This is a genomic window from Arthrobacter horti (assembly GCF_030731045.1).
GTDB lineage: Bacteria > Actinomycetota > Actinomycetes > Actinomycetales > Micrococcaceae > Arthrobacter_E > Arthrobacter_E nanjingensis.
In genome coordinates this window covers 248,047-264,500 of the sequence record NZ_JAVALS010000002.1, presented here as the reverse complement: position 1 = coordinate 264,500, position 16,454 = coordinate 248,047, and the positions used below count along the sequence as shown (strand labels likewise).

At 68.5% G+C, this 16,454-nt stretch carries 17 protein-coding genes; 4 read left to right on the top strand and 13 right to left on the bottom strand.

The features are described 5' to 3' along the window. Positions 1-34: 34 nt before the first annotated feature. From Q9R02_RS05100 to Q9R02_RS05055, 10 genes are all read right to left on the bottom strand, one after another. On the bottom strand, positions 35-940 hold the full coding sequence (locus tag Q9R02_RS05100; RefSeq protein ID WP_305995573.1) for a dihydrodipicolinate synthase family protein: 906 nt from the start codon (positions 938-940) through the stop codon (positions 35-37). Between the two features lie 142 nt (positions 941-1,082). Further along, complete coding sequence (locus tag Q9R02_RS05095; protein WP_305995572.1) at positions 1,083-1,958, bottom strand: substrate-binding periplasmic protein; 876 nt, start codon at positions 1,956-1,958, stop codon at positions 1,083-1,085. Positions 1,959-1,994: 36 nt separating this feature from the next. Then, the gene (locus tag Q9R02_RS05090; protein ID WP_305995571.1) at positions 1,995-2,648 is read right to left on the bottom strand and encodes an amino acid ABC transporter permease; all 654 of its coding nucleotides are present in this window, start codon (positions 2,646-2,648) and stop codon (positions 1,995-1,997) included. Next, positions 2,645-3,289, bottom strand: a complete 645-nt coding sequence (locus Q9R02_RS05085) for an amino acid ABC transporter permease (RefSeq protein WP_305995570.1) — start codon at positions 3,287-3,289, stop codon at positions 2,645-2,647. Before Q9R02_RS05085 ends, Q9R02_RS05090 begins: the two co-directional genes overlap by 4 nt. Before the next feature lies 1 nt (position 3,290). Then, entirely contained in the window at positions 3,291-4,076 is a 786-nt protein-coding gene (locus Q9R02_RS05080; protein WP_305995569.1) for an amino acid ABC transporter ATP-binding protein, read from the bottom strand. A gap of 265 nt (positions 4,077-4,341) precedes the next feature. Beyond that, complete coding sequence (locus Q9R02_RS05075; protein ID WP_305995568.1) at positions 4,342-5,766, bottom strand: amino acid permease; 1,425 nt, start codon at positions 5,764-5,766, stop codon at positions 4,342-4,344. A gap of 139 nt (positions 5,767-5,905) precedes the next feature. Then, positions 5,906-6,799 (bottom strand): diacylglycerol/lipid kinase family protein, encoded by an 894-nt coding sequence (locus Q9R02_RS05070; RefSeq protein ID WP_305995567.1) that lies wholly within the window; start codon positions 6,797-6,799, stop codon positions 5,906-5,908. 13 nt (positions 6,800-6,812) lie between these two features. Further along, on the bottom strand, positions 6,813-7,136 hold the full coding sequence (locus Q9R02_RS05065) for a LapA family protein (protein WP_305995566.1): 324 nt from the start codon (positions 7,134-7,136) through the stop codon (positions 6,813-6,815). 242 nt (positions 7,137-7,378) lie between these two features. Next, a complete protein-coding gene (locus Q9R02_RS05060; RefSeq protein ID WP_305995565.1) occupies positions 7,379-7,537 on the bottom strand; it encodes a hypothetical protein in 159 nt (52 codons plus the stop codon). Between the two features lie 229 nt (positions 7,538-7,766). Further along, on the bottom strand, positions 7,767-9,269 hold the full coding sequence (locus Q9R02_RS05055; protein ID WP_425279214.1) for a helix-turn-helix domain-containing protein: 1,503 nt from the start codon (positions 9,267-9,269) through the stop codon (positions 7,767-7,769). A 128-nt stretch (positions 9,270-9,397) separates the two neighbouring features. Between Q9R02_RS05055 and aceA the strand changes: the two genes are divergently transcribed. Continuing rightward, positions 9,398-10,717 (top strand): isocitrate lyase, encoded by a 1,320-nt coding sequence (gene aceA / locus Q9R02_RS05050; protein ID WP_305995563.1) that lies wholly within the window; start codon positions 9,398-9,400, stop codon positions 10,715-10,717. Between the two features lie 30 nt (positions 10,718-10,747). After that, complete coding sequence (aceB, locus tag Q9R02_RS05045; protein WP_305995562.1) at positions 10,748-12,373, top strand: malate synthase A; 1,626 nt, start codon at positions 10,748-10,750, stop codon at positions 12,371-12,373. Between the two features lie 217 nt (positions 12,374-12,590). Here aceB and Q9R02_RS05040 read toward each other — a convergent pair whose 3' ends face one another. Further along, on the bottom strand, positions 12,591-13,862 hold the full coding sequence (locus Q9R02_RS05040; RefSeq protein WP_305995561.1) for an MFS transporter: 1,272 nt from the start codon (positions 13,860-13,862) through the stop codon (positions 12,591-12,593). A gap of 120 nt (positions 13,863-13,982) precedes the next feature. Here Q9R02_RS05040 and Q9R02_RS05035 point away from each other — a divergent pair, with 120 nt between their 5' ends. Further along, positions 13,983-14,702 (top strand): DsbA family oxidoreductase, encoded by a 720-nt coding sequence (locus Q9R02_RS05035; RefSeq protein WP_305995560.1) that lies wholly within the window; start codon positions 13,983-13,985, stop codon positions 14,700-14,702. 39 nt (positions 14,703-14,741) lie between these two features. Beyond that, on the top strand, positions 14,742-15,395 hold the full coding sequence (locus tag Q9R02_RS05030; RefSeq protein WP_305995559.1) for a TetR/AcrR family transcriptional regulator: 654 nt from the start codon (positions 14,742-14,744) through the stop codon (positions 15,393-15,395). 3 nt (positions 15,396-15,398) lie between these two features. On the opposite strand, the gene Q9R02_RS05025 is transcribed toward Q9R02_RS05030, so the two are convergent. Together Q9R02_RS05025 and Q9R02_RS05020 are read right to left on the bottom strand one after the other, a co-directional pair. Then, complete coding sequence (locus Q9R02_RS05025) at positions 15,399-16,040, bottom strand: LytR C-terminal domain-containing protein (RefSeq protein ID WP_305995558.1); 642 nt, start codon at positions 16,038-16,040, stop codon at positions 15,399-15,401. A 3-nt stretch (positions 16,041-16,043) separates the two neighbouring features. After that, on the bottom strand, positions 16,044-16,343 hold the full coding sequence (locus tag Q9R02_RS05020; RefSeq protein WP_305995557.1) for a type II toxin-antitoxin system VapB family antitoxin: 300 nt from the start codon (positions 16,341-16,343) through the stop codon (positions 16,044-16,046). Positions 16,344-16,454: the final 111 nt, after the last annotated feature.

Below are 16,454 nucleotides of genomic sequence, written 5' to 3'. Positions count from 1 at the left end.
CGCTGGGGCAGCGATGGCACCGGATCGCTCGGATTTATTTGTAACCCTTGGCCAGGACGGCTTCGGTGTCGCGGGTGATGGCGGCGACGATCTCAGGGGCGAGCGGGCCGCGCGGGGGGCGGCAGGTGCCGCCGCGACGGCCGGCGATGTCCTGGGAGAGCTTGATGGCCTGGACGAACTCGGTCTTGCTGTCCCAGCGCATCAGCGGGTGCAGCTCGCGGTAGAGGTCCCGGGCGCGGACCAGGTCCTCGGCGCTGTCGGAGATGGCCAGGCGGTAGAGCTCCATCGAGATCTCCGGGATGGCGTTCGGGTAGCCGGAGACCCAGCCGACGGCGCCGGCGATGCCGAGTTCCAGAACGGTGTCGTCGGCGCCCATGATGATGTCCAGCTCCGGGGCGAGCTCCGTGATCTCGTAGGGACGGCGGACGTCGCCGGTGAACTCCTTGACGCCCACGATCAGGCCTTCGCCGTGGAGGCGGGCCAGCAGGCGCGGGGTCAGGTCGACCTTGGTGTCGATCGGGTTGTTGTAGGCCACGATCGGCAGGCCCGCCTTCGCCACCAGGCGGTAGTGCTCCACCACCTCGTCCTCGTTGGCGCGGTAGGTGTTCGGCGGCAGCGCCAGAACGGACTGGGCGCCGGCCTGGGCAGCCTGTTCGGCCCAGCGCAGCGACTGCAGGCCGCCGTAGGCGCCGACGCCGGCCATCACGGTGAAGCCTTCGGGGGCGGCCTCGATCGCCGTGGTGATGACGCGGGCGCGTTCCTCATCGCTGAGGGTCTGGTACTCGCCCAGCGAGCCGTTGGGAGCCACGCCGTCGCAGCCGGCGGCGGCGAGGAAGGCGACGTGCTCGGCGTAGGAGTCGAAGTCCACGCTCAGGTCGTCGTTGAACGGGAGGGTGGTGGCCACGTGGACCCCGCGCCACGGCTTACGGGTTTCGGTCATTTCCGGTTCCTTTCAATGAGGCGGCTCTGCGCCGGACGGCGGCCGCGCTGTGAGTCACCTCACAGGTTTGATATTACCATGTGACATTGCACTATGCCACGATGAAGAGTGCCGGGGCAGAGCGCCCCGGCACTCGGGACGATCAGCTGGCGGGCACCACGTACTGGGTGTCGGCGACCTTGCCGAGACCGGCGGTGAGGCCGGCATCGGTGAGGAGCTTGGTGATGGTGCCGTCCTTGCGCTGCGATTCGATACCGTCACTGAGCGCCTTCTTCAGCCCGTCATTGCCCTTGGTGAGCGGGAATGCGGCCTCCGGCGAGTGGGTGATGGCGCCGACGCGCGGGTCCGGCTTGTCGTTCGCGAGGGAGACGGTGACGCCCTTGGCGTCCTTGAACTGCAGCACCTGCACGCCGTACGCGTCGACGTCGGCGTCCAGACGGCCGGCGTCGAAGTCCGCCTTGAGCTCCACGCTGGACGGGTAGGTGACCAGCTTGTCGCCCAGGATCTTCTTCAGATCCTCCACCCAGAGGTAGCCGTCGATCGTGCCGACCTTCTTCATGCCCTCCAGATCGGCGACCGTCTTGGCGCCGGTCTTGGAGGCGAGGCCCATGCCGTCCAGGTAGGTGGAGGCGGAGAAGTCCACGGCCTTCAGGCGCTTGGCCGTGGCGTCGATGGTGCCGACCGCCAGGTCGATGTTGCCGCCCGAGATGGACTGCACGGCGTCAGCATAGGTGGCCTGCTGGTACACCGGGGTCAGGCACTCGTCCTTGGCGATCTTGTTCACGATCGAGATGTCGATGCCGGTGGGCTTGCCGCTGTTGTAGCTGCTGAACGGCGGGATGTCGATGACGCCGACGGTCAGCTTGCCCTGGGCGACGGTGGTGACGCCCTGATGCTTGGGGGTGCAGTCGCCCGAGGCCGCGTTGGAGCTGGAGCTGCTGCACGCCGTGAGGCCGGCACCGGCCAGCAGGACGACGGCGGCCAGCACACCGGAGCGCTTGAGGGTCTGGATTTTCATGGGGGTCCTCTCGGAAGGGGTTGTGAGGAGGGGTTGTCAGGCGTGGCGCGACATGCGCTTTTCGAAGTAGACGGTGATCCACGTGGCCGGGATGGAGATCACGGCGTAACAGATCCCGGCCAGGGTGAAGATCTGGAGGTAGTTGAAGTCCTCACTGCCGATGTTGTAGGCGGACTTCATGAGTTCCGGGACGGCGATGGCGTAGGCCAGGGACGTGCCCTGGAACATCTGGATGGCCACGCCCATCAGGCCCGGGATGGCGGAGCGCATGCCCTGCGGCATGATGACCCGGAAGAAGGTGTCCCGGCCGGACAGGCCCAGCACGTACGCGGCCTCGGTCTGGCCGCGCGCCACCGACTGGAGCCCGGCGCGGATGATTTCGCTGGAGTACGCGGCGGCGTTCCACACCAGGGCGATGCACGCGGCCTGGATGCTCTCGAACGCGATGCCGAACTTCGGCAGGCCGTAGTAGACCAGGTAGAGGATCACCAGGGCGGGGGCGCCGCGGCCGATCTCCACGATGGCCAGGCCGAGCGTGCGGATCACCAGGTTCCGGTGCTGGACCATGACGCTCAGGAGCAGGCCCAGGGGGTAGCCGGCCACGATCGCCACGGCCGCGATGAAGAGGCTCACACCGAGCCCGGAGAGCATCTGGGGCAGGTAGCCCGCCCATTGCTGAAGCCAGTTCATGCGAAGATCGCCTTCCTCATCCGGGCGTCGAGACGGCGGGACAGGAACGCCACCGGCAGGCTCAGGACGATGTAGATGACACCCACGATCACGTAGGGCAGGATGCCCTCCACCGTGGGGTGCTGCCGGGCGAAGGACTGCGACTGGAACACCATCTCGGAGACGATGATGGTGGACGCGATGGAGGAGTCCTTCAGCAGGCCCACCAGGTAGGTGGCGATGGACGGGGACACGATCCGGAAGGCCTGCGGGATGACCACACCGAAGAAGGTGGTGCCGCCGCTCAGGCCGAGCGCTTTGGACGCCTCCAGCTGGCCGCGCGGCACGGCCTGGATGCCGCCGCGGTAGATCTCGGCGAGATAGGCTATGGACACCACGCCCAGGCCCACGATCGCGGCGTTGACCGGGGAGAACTTGAACGTCCCCACGTGGATGCCGAATTTCAGGAGGAACAGCCAGACGATGATCGGCACGCCTCGGATCAGGTCCACCACCAGGCGGGCCGCCCAGCGCAGGGGTGCGATCGGGGAGGTCAGGGCCAGGGAGAGCGGGACGGCACCCACGATGCCGATGGCGAACGCCGCGAGGGTCAGCCACAGCGTCATCGGCAGGCCCTGCACGACGGCGAGGAGCGCGTCCATCTCAGCGCTCCAGGACGGCGCGGAGGAAGCGCCGGGTGCGGGCCTCCTGCGGGTCACTCATGATGGCCCGCGGGTCGCCCTGCTCGATGATCTTGCAGTCGGCCATCACCACGAGGGTGTCGGAGACGTCGCGGGCGAACTGCATCTCATGCGTCACCACCACCATGGTCATGCCGTCCGCGGCGAGCTCGCGCATGACGGCCAGGACCTCCAGGCCCACCTCGGGGTCCAGGGCGGAGGTCGGCTCGTCGAAGAGCATGATGGACGGGTCCAGGGCCAGGGCCCGGGCGATCGCGATGCGCTGCTGCTGGCCACCGGAGCAGCGGCCGGGGTGCTGATGCGCCTTGTCCTTGAGGCCCACGCGCTCCAGGAGCTGCATGGCACGCTCATCGGCTTCGTCCTTGCTGCGTCCCAGGACGCGCTGCTGGGGGAAGCTGATGTTCTTCAGGGCGGTCATGTGCGGGAAGAGATTGAAGGACTGGAACACCATGCCGACGGCGCTGCGCAGGCGGGCCAGGTCCTTCGGGGCGATGTTCTTCCCGGGCTCGATGGTGTGGCCGGCCACGCGGATGGTGCCGCCGTCCGGCTGTTCCAGCAGATTGATGCACCGCAGAAAGGTGCTCTTGCCGGCGCCGGAAGGGCCGATCAGCGCGGTCACGGTGCCGGGTTCGACGTCCAGGGAGACATCGTCCAGCACCACGTGGTCTCCGTAGTGCTTCCTGATGTTCTCCAGCTGAATGCCGAGCCGGGGCACCCGGTGCGCTTCGGTGGGGGTTGATTTCGCCATGCCCGTCTTCCCTGTCATGGCCGGGGAACCGGCCTCTCAACAGTGTTGTGATGTGTATCACGTGCCATGTGCAATGTTACATAGCAATGAGGGGAGGTCAAGAGTTTCCGTGGGACGGCTTCGAGAAAGACGCCGGATGACGGGGCCGCGGTGGCAGGCACACCCATACCCGGAGACAGCGCGAGGCCGCTAGTTTCGGCCGAAAACGCTAGTTGAATAAGCGTTCTCGGCCGAAACTAGCGGCCTCGGCACCGGGAGAGGACCGTCAGTGCCCGGGGACCTCCGCGGGGATGCCGTGCTCCTCAACACCGGCGGCGCGGCGGGCCTTGAGCTTCCGGTGCACCAGCGGCCAGAAGACGGCCAGGACGGCCACGGAGACCAGGGACGTCCACACCTGGACCTGCATGTCCGGACCGGAGAGGAGCATGATCACCACGATGCCCAGCACGGCCGCGATCACCAGGATCCCGAGCCAGGGGTGCAGCCACATGCGCAGCTTGAGCGCCGCGGTCTCCTCCGGGGACATGCGGGCGCGGGTCCGCATCTGGGTCAGGGCGATGAACGCGTAGACGAACAGGGCCACCAGACCGGCGGAGTTCATGATGAAGTCGAAGATGCCGGAGTCCGGGGCGGCGAAGTTCACGAGCACAGCGGCGTATCCGCCCAGCGTGGAGGCGATGACGGCGGCCACCGGGATGCCGCTCGCGGACTTACTGGCGATGATCTTCGGGGCGTAGCCCTGCTCGGCGATCGAGGAGAACATGCGGGCCGCGGAGTACAGACCGGAGTTCAGCACCGAGCAGACCGCGGTGAGGATGACGGCGCTCATGACGATGTCGGCGCCGGGCAGGCCGTAGAGGCTGAACAGGTAGGCGAAGGGCGCCTTCTCCTTGGGGCTAGGCAGCTGATTCCACGGCACGATGGTCACGATAAGCAGCACGGCGCCCACGAAGAAGATCAGGATCCGCCAGATGACGGTGCTGGTGGCCTGACGGACGCCCTTGGCCGGATCCTCGGACTCAGAGGCGGCCATGACGGCGATCTCGGTGCCGAAGTAGGAGAAGATCACGATCGCGACCCCGCCGATCACGGCGCCGAAGCCCTGCGGCATGAAACCGCCGTGCTCCCAGAGGTTCGGGATGGCGAAGTGCGCGTCGGGCCACAGGCCGAAGGCGAAAAGCACGCCCACCACCAGGAACACCACGATGGCGGCCACCTTGACACTCGCCAGCCAGAACTCGGTCTCACCGAAGGAGCGCAGGGACACCAGATTGGAGCCGGTGAAGACGAGCAGCAGGAGCACGGAGAACACCCAGGCGGGCACGCCGTCCATCCAGCCGTGCAGGATGGAGCCGCCCACCACGGCCTCATAGGCGATCACGCCCACCCAGAAGTACCAGTAGAGCCAGCCGACGAAGTAGGCGGCCCAGTCCCCAAGGCCCACACGCGCATACTCCATGAAGGAGCCGACGGCGGGCCGCGCGGCAGCCATCTCGCCGAGCATTCGCATGGCCAGGAAGACCAGGAGCCCACCGATGAGATAAGAGATGACGGCGGCCGGCCCCACTGCGTGGATGACGTTGCCGGAGCCGACGAACAGGCTGGAGCCGATGATGCCGCCGAGCGTGATCATGGTGACGTGTCTGGAACGGAGTTTCTTCGCTCCTCCGTGCAGGCTGTCCTCGGACATGGTGAACCTCTCTCTTCCAGGATGCGGAACGCCCCCAGGGGCATGCGGCATCCTATGTCGAAGAGCTGTCACACGGCATTCCGAGAGCCGGCTCCCGGGTCCCGTCCGGCACTGCCCAGAGCGGCCGCCCGGCCGGTCCTCATCCGAGGGTCACCAGGGTGCGCGGCACGGACTCGACCAGCACGGACGCGCCGGCCGGCACTTCCAGCACCTCGCCGTCGATCTGCAACGGGATCGCGTGAGGGCTCGTGAAGCCGTACCGTGCCACGCTTGCCTCCGGCTCCAGCCCGATCGTCACCGCGCGGAGGGTCATGAGTCCGATCCGCCACTTCGCAGCATGCGGCAGGAGCAGCACCTCGAACAATCCGTCGTCCGGCGACGGGCCGGCGCTGATCCTCCCGTACTTGGCCACTCCCGTGACGTTCGCCAGGATCAGGCTGTCCAGGACGGCCGTGGCACCGTCCGTCCTGGTGATCTCGATGGGAGCGAGGCTCCGCAGGACCCGCGCCACGGAGACGAGCTCGCTGTAGCGGCCCTTGACCCCGCGTTCGATGCCGATCGCCATGCGAGGCGTCAGGCCGAAACCCACATAGGAGTGCGCCCAGCGCGACCAGCCGTCGCTCCCCTCGCCCACCTGGAGCCGCAGGAGGTCGATGTGCCGCAGGTGACCGCGCTCGATGGCACGCAGCAGCGGTTCGGTGCGGGTACTGCGCCGGTGGTCGTTCGCGTTGCCGGCGCCCAGCACGGCGCACACGGCGCGCCCGCCGCCCTCCATGGCGCCGTTGACCACGTCGTGGTAGCCGCCGTCGCCGCTCACGGAGATCAGGAGCGGGCGCCCGTCGCCCGGCAGCTCCGCTTCGCTCCGTGCCAGAACCCGGCCGTGACCTGGACCGGCGGTGGGCGCCAGGCGCACCGGGGTCCCGGGGAGACGCTCGCGCAGGACCGCATGAAGCCGTGCGGCGGCGGCTGCGGGCGTACCTCCCGGTGCGGGATTGAAGATCAGCACGATCCTGTCGAATGCACGCTCTGGCACGGGACCTCCCGGATCAGGCCGCAGGCGGAGCCTGGGAGGACCTGCGTGCCTTCCGGGCGCCGGCGCGCAGCTGCACGATCCGGGCCAGCCCGGCGGCCGCGACCAGGACGCCTCCTCCCACCGCCGCGACCAGCAGCGCCATGCCCAGGGGCACGGTGCCGTCCAGTCCCAGGAAGTACACGCGTGCCGGCTGCTGGTTCTGCAGGATGAAGATGATCAGCAGGATCAGGGCCAGCAGCCCGACGACGACGGCGGCCCACACCACGGCGACGCGCGTGGTCCGCGGTGTGCGGCTGCTTCGGGTCGCCGAGGTGCCGGGCGGAACCGTATTGGGCACGGCACCCCCTGGGGGGTCGGGCGCGGGAGTGGAGGCGGCCGGGTCGGCGCCCCGTGAGCCTGCGGTCGCGGAAATCCGCCCGTGCCGCCTGGGATGTACTGGTGTCGAGGCCATGGCGGGCCTCCCTTCTGACAAACCCGGTCCGGCACCGCGAAGCGGCGCCTGGGATCCGGTCCTGTCCTTTCAGGTTACGCCGCTCCGCGCCCGTCCGGCAGGGTGCACAGCGGCGGTGCAGCGCTGAGTCAGGCTCCCCCCCGGCTCGTGGCGAGCTCGCTGCGGACTCCGCTCGGTTCCGAGGTCTGCCGGTCGTTGAGGGCTCTCACCTCGCGATACTGCTGGGACTCCCGCGTGTCCCCCTGCAGCGCGGCACCGATGCCCGAAGCGCTGGGCCACGCGGGCACGGGCTCCAGCGGGACGGACGACGACGGCAGGGCCACCTGCCCGGGAGGCTGGCTGGAAGGCGGGGCGGAGGGCTGTTCGGCGCCTTCCCCGCGGACACCGAGTACTTCGGCTCTCCGGATCAGCAGAGCATGCTCAACTTCTGGGTCACGGACCCGGAAGGCCACCGCATCGAGCTGTGGCAGCCGGGGTAAGGCTCCCGCCGCCCAGCCGGAGTGGCTGCCGCCGCCCCTACTCGTGCTTCGCCAGGAAGCTGTACACCTCGGTCTCGTCTACGCCGGGGAACGCGCCCGGCGGCATGGCCGCCAGCAGGTGCGAGTGCGCCCGCGCGGAGGGCCAGGCGTTGCCGGACCAGGCCTGGGCCAGCGCCGCCGGCGGCTGCTTGCAGCAGGACGGATCCGGGCAGTTGGACACGGACCTCACCGTGGTCTCCCGCCCGCGGAACCACTTCACGTGCTGGTACGGCACCCCCACGGACAGCGAGAACTCTCCCCCGGCGGAGTGCTCGGTGCGGGCCGTGCACCAGAACGTCCCGGCCTTGGTGTCCGTGTACTGGCTGTACGGGCTGAACTTGTCCGGCACCGTGAACACCACCCGGCTGGTCCAGTTCTTGCAGCTCGGCTGGCCCTCGATGGATCCGGTGTGGTCCTTGGGGAAGATCACGCCGTCGTTCTCGTACGCCTTGTAGATGATGCCGCTCTGGTGCGTCTTCTGGAAGTGCGTGGTGATGCCCAGATGGTGCGTGGCCAGGTTCGTGAAGCGGTGCGCCGCCGTCTCGTAGGACACCGCGAAGTGATCCCGCACGTCCTCGATCGCGATCTCCTTGGCCGCCTTGGCATGCTGCAGGAATTCCACGGTGGCGTCCTCCGGGAGCATGAGGGACGCGGCGAAGTAATTGGTCGCCACCCGCTGCTGCAGGAATTCGCCGTAACTGCGCGGCGTCTCATGCCCCAGCACGTAATGCCCCAGCGCCTGCAGCAGGACGGACCGCGGATCGTGATCCCCGGAGGATCCCTGCGTCAGATAGATCCTCCGGTTCTTCAGATCGGTCACGCTGCGGGTGGAGTGCGGCAGGTCCCCCACGTGGTGCAGGGTGAAGCCCAGATGCGCGGCGATGTCGGAGATGACGTACTGGCTCAGCGGCCCGCCCGTGTACCCCACACCGGTCAGCACCTTCTTGGCCTCGGCCTCGTACTCCGGGAAGTAGTTGCCCTGCTCGCGCATCATGACGCGCAGCTCGGTGTTGGCACGGCGCGCCTCCTCCGGCGTCGCGAGCTGCTCATTGAGCCGGCGCTCGAGCTCCTTGAGCAGTCCCAGCTGCGCCTCCAGCACGTCATTGGGCAGCCGCGGCCCGATGCGGATGGCGGGCAGGTTCAGCGATTCGTACAACGCGCTGCGCTGATAGCGCTCCAGATCGATCTCCATCGCAGCACGCCGGCTGGGCGGTTCCGTCCCCAGCAGATCGTCCAGCCCGACGCCGAGCGCGGCGGCCAGCTGCTGCAGCGCGCCCAGGCGCGGCTCCCGTTTGCCGTTCTCCAGCAGGCTGAGCTGGCTCGGCGCCATGCCGACGACGGCGGAGAGCGCATCCAGTGTCAGGCCCGCCTTCTTGCGGAGATGGCGCACGCGGCGGCCGAGGGCGATGACGTCCACTCCCCCGCTCTCCGCGAGGGGTGCGGGGCGTTCACGGCCGGCGCTCCAGCCTCCACGGACGGTGTGCTGCTCCGAAGCTGTCATTTCTTGAGGATACGCAAAGAAGTGCATTTCTTTCCAGGGTTTTTCTCTAGAAGGGCCGTGGAAAGTGCGGAAATCTTGAAGCACAGGAAAGAACGGCTCGATGTGGAGCCCTACTTGAGGAGAATGACATGACCGCAGAATTCAGCGCAGCGCAGGGCACCAGCCCGGACGAGGCGGCCGCCGCCCTGCAGCTCGAATGGTCTGCCAACCCGCGGTGGGAGGGCATCCAGCGAGACTACACGGCCGCCGACGTCGTCCGCCTCCGCGGTCGTGTCAGCGAAGAGCACACGCTCGCCCGCCGTGGTGCGGAGAAGCTCTGGAGCCAGCTCACCGAGCAGAAGGCCCGCGGCGAGTACACCCACGCGCTCGGCGCCCTGACCGGCAACCAGGCCGTGCAGCAGGTCAAGGCCGGCCTGCAGGCCATTTACCTCTCCGGCTGGCAGGTGGCCGCCGACGCCAACAACGCGGCCCAGACCTACCCGGACCAGTCGCTCTACCCGGCCAACTCGGTGCCGCAGGTGGTGCGCCGCATCAACAACGCCCTGCTCCGTGCGGACCAGATCGAGTTCTCCGAAGGCAAGCAGAGCGTCCAGGACTGGCTGGTCCCGATCGTCGCCGACGCGGAGGCCGGCTTCGGCGGGCCGCTGAACGCCTACGAGCTCATGAAGTCCATGATCGCCTCCGGCGCCTCGGGTGTTCACTGGGAGGACCAGCTGGCCAGCGAGAAGAAGTGCGGCCACCTGGGCGGCAAGGTGCTCATCCCCACCCAGCAGCACATCCGCACTCTGAACGCCGCCCGCCTGGCCGCGGACGTCTCCGGTGTCCCGAGCGTCATCATCGCCCGCACCGACGCCGAGGCCGCCACCCTCATCACGAGCGATGTGGACGAGCGGGATCAGGAGTTCATCACCGGCGAGCGCACCGCGGAGGGCTTCTACAAGGTCCGCAACGGCGTGGAGCCCTGCATCGCCCGCGCCAAGGCCTACGCCCCCTACTCCGACCTCATCTGGATGGAGACCGGGACCCCGGACCTGGAGCTGGCCAGGAAGTTCGCCGAGGCCGTCAAGTCCGAGTTCCCGGACCAGATGCTCGCCTACAACTGCTCCCCGTCCTTCAACTGGAAGAAGCACCTGGACGACGCCACCATCGCCAAGTTCCAGCGCGAGCTGGGCGCCATGGGCTTCACCTTCCAGTTCATCACCCTGGCCGGCTTCCACGCCCTCAACTACTCCATGTTCGATCTGGCCCACGGCTACGCCCGTGAAGGCATGAGCGCCTACGTGGAGCTGCAGGAGCGCGAGTTCGCCGCCGAAGACCGCGGATACACCGCAACCAAGCACCAGCGCGAAGTGGGCACCGGCTACTTCGATCTGGTCTCCACTGCCCTGAACCCGAACGGCAGCACCCTGGCTCTGGTGGGATCCACCGAAGAGGGCCAGTTCCACTGAGGTTCCCACGACTTTCCAAAGGACAGTGACATGAACACCACCTTCGAGCTGACGGCTCAGCCGATCCGCCGCCAGGGCGAGATCCTGACCCCCGAGGCACTGCACTTCATCGCTCAGCTGCACCGCGCGCTCGGCGAGCGCCGCACCGAACTGCTGGACGCCCGGCACGGACGCCGTGCCCGGATCGCCCGTGGCGAGGACCCCCAGTTCCCGCACGGCACCGAACACATCCGTGAGGACCGCAGCTGGCGGGTCGCTCCCCCGGCCCCCGGCCTGAACGAACGGCGCGTCGAGCTGGCGGGCCCCACGGACCGCCGCACCACCATCAGCGCCCTGAACTCCGGCGCCTCCGTCTGGGTGGCGGACTTCGAGGACTCCCTCACGCCGAGCTGGCGCAACATCATCTCCGGGCAGCTGAACCTGGTGGACGCCCTGGAGCGGCGCATCGACTTCACCGCCCCGGACGGCACGGAGCTGCGTCTCACCGAGGGCACGCTGCCGACCATCGTGATGCGCCCCCGAGGCCTGCACCTCCCGGAGAAGCACCTGCTGGCCGGCGGCGAGCCGGTCTCCGGGTCCATCGTGGACTTCGGGCTGTATTTCTTCCACAACGCCCGGCGCCTGCTGGCTCAGGGCCGCGGCCCGTACTTCTACCTGCCGAAGGTGGAGACGTACCAGGAGGCCCGCTGGTGGAACGACCTGTTCATCCTGGCCCAGGATCTGCTGGGCCTGCCGCAGGGCACCATCCGCGCCACGGTCCTGATCGAGACCATCACGGCCGCCTTCGAAATGGAGGAGATCCTCTACGAACTGCGGGATCACGCCTCCGGGCTGGCCGCCGGGCACTGGGACTACATCTTCTCCCTGATCAAGACGTTCCGGACCCGCGGTCCGCGCTTCGTCCTCCCGGACCGCTCCCAGATCACCATGGAGCAGCCGTTCATCCGGGCCTACTCGGAACAGCTGGTGCACATCTGCCACAAGCGGGGCGCCATGGCGATCGGCGGCATGTCCGCTGAGGTCCCGAGCCGGCGCGACGCCGCCCAGAACGCCCGGGCGACGGCCGCGGTCCGCGCGGACACCACGCGCTTCGCCGTGGACGGCTTCGACGGCACCTGGGTGGCCCACCCGGACCTGGTGGCCTCGGCCCGTGAGGTGTTCGACGCCGCCCTGGGGCAGCGCCCGCACCAGATGGACCGCCAGCGTTTGGACGTGATCCCGGACGCCCGCGCCCTGATCGACCTGTCCCGGACCACCGGCACCATCACGGAGGCCGGGATCCGCTCCAATGTGGAGGTCGGCATCCGGTACATCGAGTCCTGGCTGCGGGGAAACGGCGCGGTGACCATCCGCCGGAACATGGAGGACGCCTCCACCGCGGAGATCTCCCGCTCCCAGCTCTGGCAGTGGATCCACAACCAGGCCATCACGGACCAGGGTGAGGTGATCACTCGCGAGTGGGTGACGGAGATCTTCGAGGAGGTCTACGCCGGCCTGGAACGCTTCGAGGGGGACCGTTTCCGTGACGCCCGCGAGCTCTTCGAAGAGGTGGCTCTGGCCTCCTTCTTCCCCACCTTCCTGACCATCCCGGCCTACGCCCGGTTCCTCTCGGCCTCCACCGAGGACGCCAGGGAACGCCAGCTGGTGGCCGCCTGAACCCCTCCCTTCCTGTACCGGCTGTGCACGGGATCGCAACACGTACCCCGACAGTCGGGGGCGGCCGGTGCGGAAGGGAAGAACACCTGCATACGACGACGGCGCGCGCTCACCACGGTGAGCGCGCGCCGTCGTCGTCCCTCACCATCGTTGAGTGCTCACTCGTGGCGACTTCTCGGCAGCGGAAGCCGCCACTAATGAGCACTCAGGGAGATCGTCAGGGCCGTTTCCGGGCCTCCGCCAGACGCCCGGACAGAGTGACACCCCAGGTGGTGCAGACCAGGAACGCGGCAGTGGTCATCAGCGGTACCAGGAGGGCGATCTGCCAGCTGGCCGCGGCCACATGGATGGAGCCGATGACGCTGGGCGCGATGCCGGCGAACACGTAGGCGATGCCCTGCACCAGGGCGGAGATCCGGGCCGTCTGGGCCTGGTTGGACCCGGCCTTGATGATGGCGGAGAGGATCACGGTGAAGCCGCCGCCCTGGGCGAAGCCGCCCGTGAAGGCCCAGAGCCACCACAGCTGCGGAAGCAGCAGCAGGCCCAGCGGGACGGTGACCCAGAGGACGCCCAGCACGAGCGTGGTGCGGGTGCCCCCGAGCCAGCGGACCAGCAGCGGTGTGCCGATGGCGCCCACCAGGCCCATGACCTGGAAAATCGACGAGCCGGCGCCGGCCTCCGTGGCGGCGAGGCCGATGGTGTCGTGCAGATAGCTGGGGAGCCAGGCGGTGATGCCGAAGTAACTGGAGGCCTGGCCGGCGAAGCCGATCACCAGAGCGATCGTGGCCGTGAGGGTGCCGCCCTTCAAGCGGGCGGATTCTTTCCGCGCGGCCTTGTCCTGGGCGGTGGCCGGACCGGAGCCGGACCGGGGCGAGCGGAGCGCCACGACGGGCTTCATGATCCACACCCAGAAGGCGAGGACCAGGACGGCCAGCAGCGTGGACAGGCCCAGGGCGAGCTGCCAGCCCAGCCACTGGGCCAGCGGCGCGGTGGCCACGGAGGCCAGGAACGCGCTGAAGTTCAGGGTCCCGGAGTAGACACCCATGGTCAGGCTCTGCCGTTCCACCGGGAAATCGCGGCGCACGATCAGCGGCATCACGATATTGCCGATGGTGATGGCGGCGCCGATGATCGCGGTCCCGGCGAACAGGGCCCACTCCGGGCCGATCGAGCGGATGACGGCGCCGACGGCGACCCCCGCCACCGTGCAGGTCACGGCCACCTCCGCTCCGACGCGCCGGGCCAGCCAGGACGCCGGCGGGGAGAAGGCCGCGAAGCAGAGCACCGGGATCCCGGTCAGGATGCCGAACTGGAGATCGCTCAGCCCCACCTCGCCGCGGAGCACCGGCGCCAGTGGAGCCACGCCGATGAACGGCCCGCGCATGGTCAGGCCGATGCCGATGATGGCCAGAAGCAGGAGCCAGGCGGGCTGGCCATGGGTGGTGGCGTGGGCGCTCCGGGCCGCCGCCGTGGTGGGGGTTTTCGTCATCATTCCGCGCTATCCGGGCGGCCTGACCGCCCTCTCGTCTGCATCCGTCATGGTATGCCATCCATGCCCCGGGCCCGTCCCGTCGGAATAATCGTCCACCCCCCGCGGTTGAAGCGTCACGTGAAGATTGAGATCTGGTCCGACGTCGCGTGTCCCTGGTGCTACATCGGCAAGCGCCGTTTTGAAAAAGCCCTGGAATCCTTCCCGCACAAGCACGCCGTGGAGGTCCAGTGGCGCAGCTACCAGCTGGATCCGTCCCTCCCGGAGCACTACGACGGCACCGAGCTGAGCTACCTCAGCCAGCGCAAGGGCATGGCCCCCGACCAGGTCAAGGGCATGTTCGCGCACGTCGCCGAGCAGGCCGCCGGCGAGGGCCTCGCCTATGATTTCGACACCGTGGTGGTGGCCAACAGCTTCACGGCGCACCGCCTCATCCACCTGGCCGCCGCGTCCGGCAAGGCCGACGCCGCCAAGGAGCGCCTGCTGAGCGACCACTTCGAGCACGGCAAAGACATCGGCAGCGCCGAGTACCTGCGCGCGCTGGGCCTGGAGCTCGGCCTGAACGCCGATGACGTGGAAGAGCTCTTCACCACGGACAAGTACACGGACGCCGTGCAGCATGACATCGCGGAGGCCCGCGCACTGGGCGTGAGCGGCGTGCCGTTCTTCGTCTTCGACCGCAAGTACGGCGTCTCCGGCGCACAGGCGAGCGAGACCTTCACCCAGGTCCTGAACGAGGTCTGGCAGGAGAGCCACCCCCTCCTGACACCGGTCGCCGTCGGCACCGGCGGAGCCGATGCGGGGCTGAACGGAGAGGCCTGCGGCCCGGACGGCTGCTGAGCACTCCCATTTGGTGACACTATCCGGTAAAGTGTCTCCATGCCCAAAATCTCCGCGGCCAGCAACGTGGCCCAGCGTGCCGAGACCCAGCGGAGGATCCTCACCGCGTTCGGCGAGCTCCTCTTCACCCAGGGGCTCCCCGGTCTGACCATGACGGACGTGGCCCGTCACGCGGGGATCGGCCGCACCGCCGTGTACAACTACTACGCGGACATGGAGGAGCTCCTGGTCTCCTACGCGCTGACGGAGACGGAGAAGTTCGTCGGTGAGCTGCGCGAGGGCCTGGGCGCCCTGGACAATCCAGTGGACCAGCTGTCCCTCTACATCCGGGCGCAGGTGGAGGACCTCACCCGCCGCCACCTGCCCCCGGGACCGGCCATGGCCGCCGTGCTCTCGGCGAAGTCCTTCGCACGGCTGGCGGACCACGTGGGCGAACTCAACAGCCTGCTGCAGCAGATCCTGAGGAACGGCATGGCACAGGGCTTCCTGCCCCGGGGCGACGTGGACGCCCTGGCCCGCCTGATCCTCGGCACCCTCTCCTCCACCGCGTCTCGCGTGAAGTCGCACGAGCCCGGCTCACCCGAGCTGGAGGCGCAGATCGCCGCGACGGTCCGCTTCATCGCCAGCGGCGCGGGCGCGGGATTCGACGACGCCGGCCGGCCGGTCGTCGTCGTACCCCCACAGGCGGACTGAGACTCAGCGGCCGCTCGCCGATGGCGACGCCGTGGCCGTCCCGCGGGGGCACAGCAACGCACCGGGAGCCTGGGACACCTTCCCTGCCTCGGCCATCTCCTTGTACCCCGGCAGGAGGATCACATCCACGCTCCCGTCCGTCCGGGTGTCCTGGTAGTAGTCCGCACCGGGGAACTGACGCTGGACGGCGAGCGCCGCGGCATGCCCGTCCGCACCGGAGATGACCGCCACCGGGCCCTTGAGGTTCATGGTGGTGTTGTCCACCGTGCCCACCACGAATTTGCGCGCCTTCAGCTCATCGGACACCCCGGCGGCCAGGCCCGCGGCGGTGGTGGCGTTGTAGACATTGACCTTCACGGAGGCCGGCGCCAGCGGGGTCAGGGGCTCGGCCGGACACAGTGAGGTGGGCGTCGGCGATGACGTCGCCTGTGGAAGGACCAGCAGGCCCATCTGGATCGAGAACACCGCGCCGATCCCGCCCACGATCAGGATCAGCAGGAGGACCAGGACCACGGCATGCCTCAGCCGCAGCCGGAAACGGCGGCCCTGGGCGGCGTCGTCGAGCTCGGGACTGAAGGTCTCCTCAAGCTCGCGGCCGGACACCACATGGCTGCCATGCAGCCACTCGGGGTCCCGGTCCTTCACGGATCAGTCCTCGATGACCAGGACGCGGGCGTGGATGGCCGTCCGCTGGTGCAGTGCCGTGCGGACGGCGCGGTGCAGCCCGTCCTCCAGGTATTTCACGCCCTTGTACTCCACCACGTGGGGGAAGAGATCGCCGAAGAACGTGGAATCCTCGGCCAGGAGGGCTTCCAGGTCCAGGGTCCGCTTGGTGGTGACCAGCTCGTCGAGACGGACGGGGCGTGGCGGCAGCGAGGCCCAGTCCCGGGGCGAGTTGTGCCCGTGCTCGGGGTACGGACGTCCTTCTCCGACAGCTTTGAAGATCACCAGGCAAGCGTAGGCGGCTTTCACATCGGGAGGAATCGGCTCGCCGCGGGCCAGGGCCTTCGTAGCGAAACAGTGATCATTTGGACGGTGTTCCGCGGCCCGGTGTTGAAT

Coding starts and splice junctions, on each gene's coding strand:
- Q9R02_RS05100 (WP_305995573.1), bottom strand. CDS start 940: ATGACCGAAACCCGTAAGCCGTGGCGCGGGGTCCACGTGGCCACCACC.
- Q9R02_RS05095 (WP_305995572.1), bottom strand. CDS start 1,958: ATGAAAATCCAGACCCTCAAGCGCTCCGGTGTGCTGGCCGCCGTCGTC.
- Q9R02_RS05090 (WP_305995571.1), bottom strand. CDS start 2,648: ATGAACTGGCTTCAGCAATGGGCGGGCTACCTGCCCCAGATGCTCTCC.
- Q9R02_RS05085 (WP_305995570.1), bottom strand. CDS start 3,289: ATGGACGCGCTCCTCGCCGTCGTGCAGGGCCTGCCGATGACGCTGTGG.
- Q9R02_RS05080 (WP_305995569.1), bottom strand. CDS start 4,076: ATGGCGAAATCAACCCCCACCGAAGCGCACCGGGTGCCCCGGCTCGGC.
- Q9R02_RS05075 (WP_305995568.1), bottom strand. CDS start 5,766: ATGTCCGAGGACAGCCTGCACGGAGGAGCGAAGAAACTCCGTTCCAGA.
- Q9R02_RS05055 (WP_425279214.1), bottom strand. CDS start 9,269: ATGACAGCTTCGGAGCAGCACACCGTCCGTGGAGGCTGGAGCGCCGGC.
- aceA (WP_305995563.1), top strand. CDS start 9,398: ATGACCGCAGAATTCAGCGCAGCGCAGGGCACCAGCCCGGACGAGGCG.
- aceB (WP_305995562.1), top strand. CDS start 10,748: ATGAACACCACCTTCGAGCTGACGGCTCAGCCGATCCGCCGCCAGGGC.
- Q9R02_RS05040 (WP_305995561.1), bottom strand. CDS start 13,862: ATGACGAAAACCCCCACCACGGCGGCGGCCCGGAGCGCCCACGCCACC.
- Q9R02_RS05030 (WP_305995559.1), top strand. CDS start 14,742: ATGCCCAAAATCTCCGCGGCCAGCAACGTGGCCCAGCGTGCCGAGACC.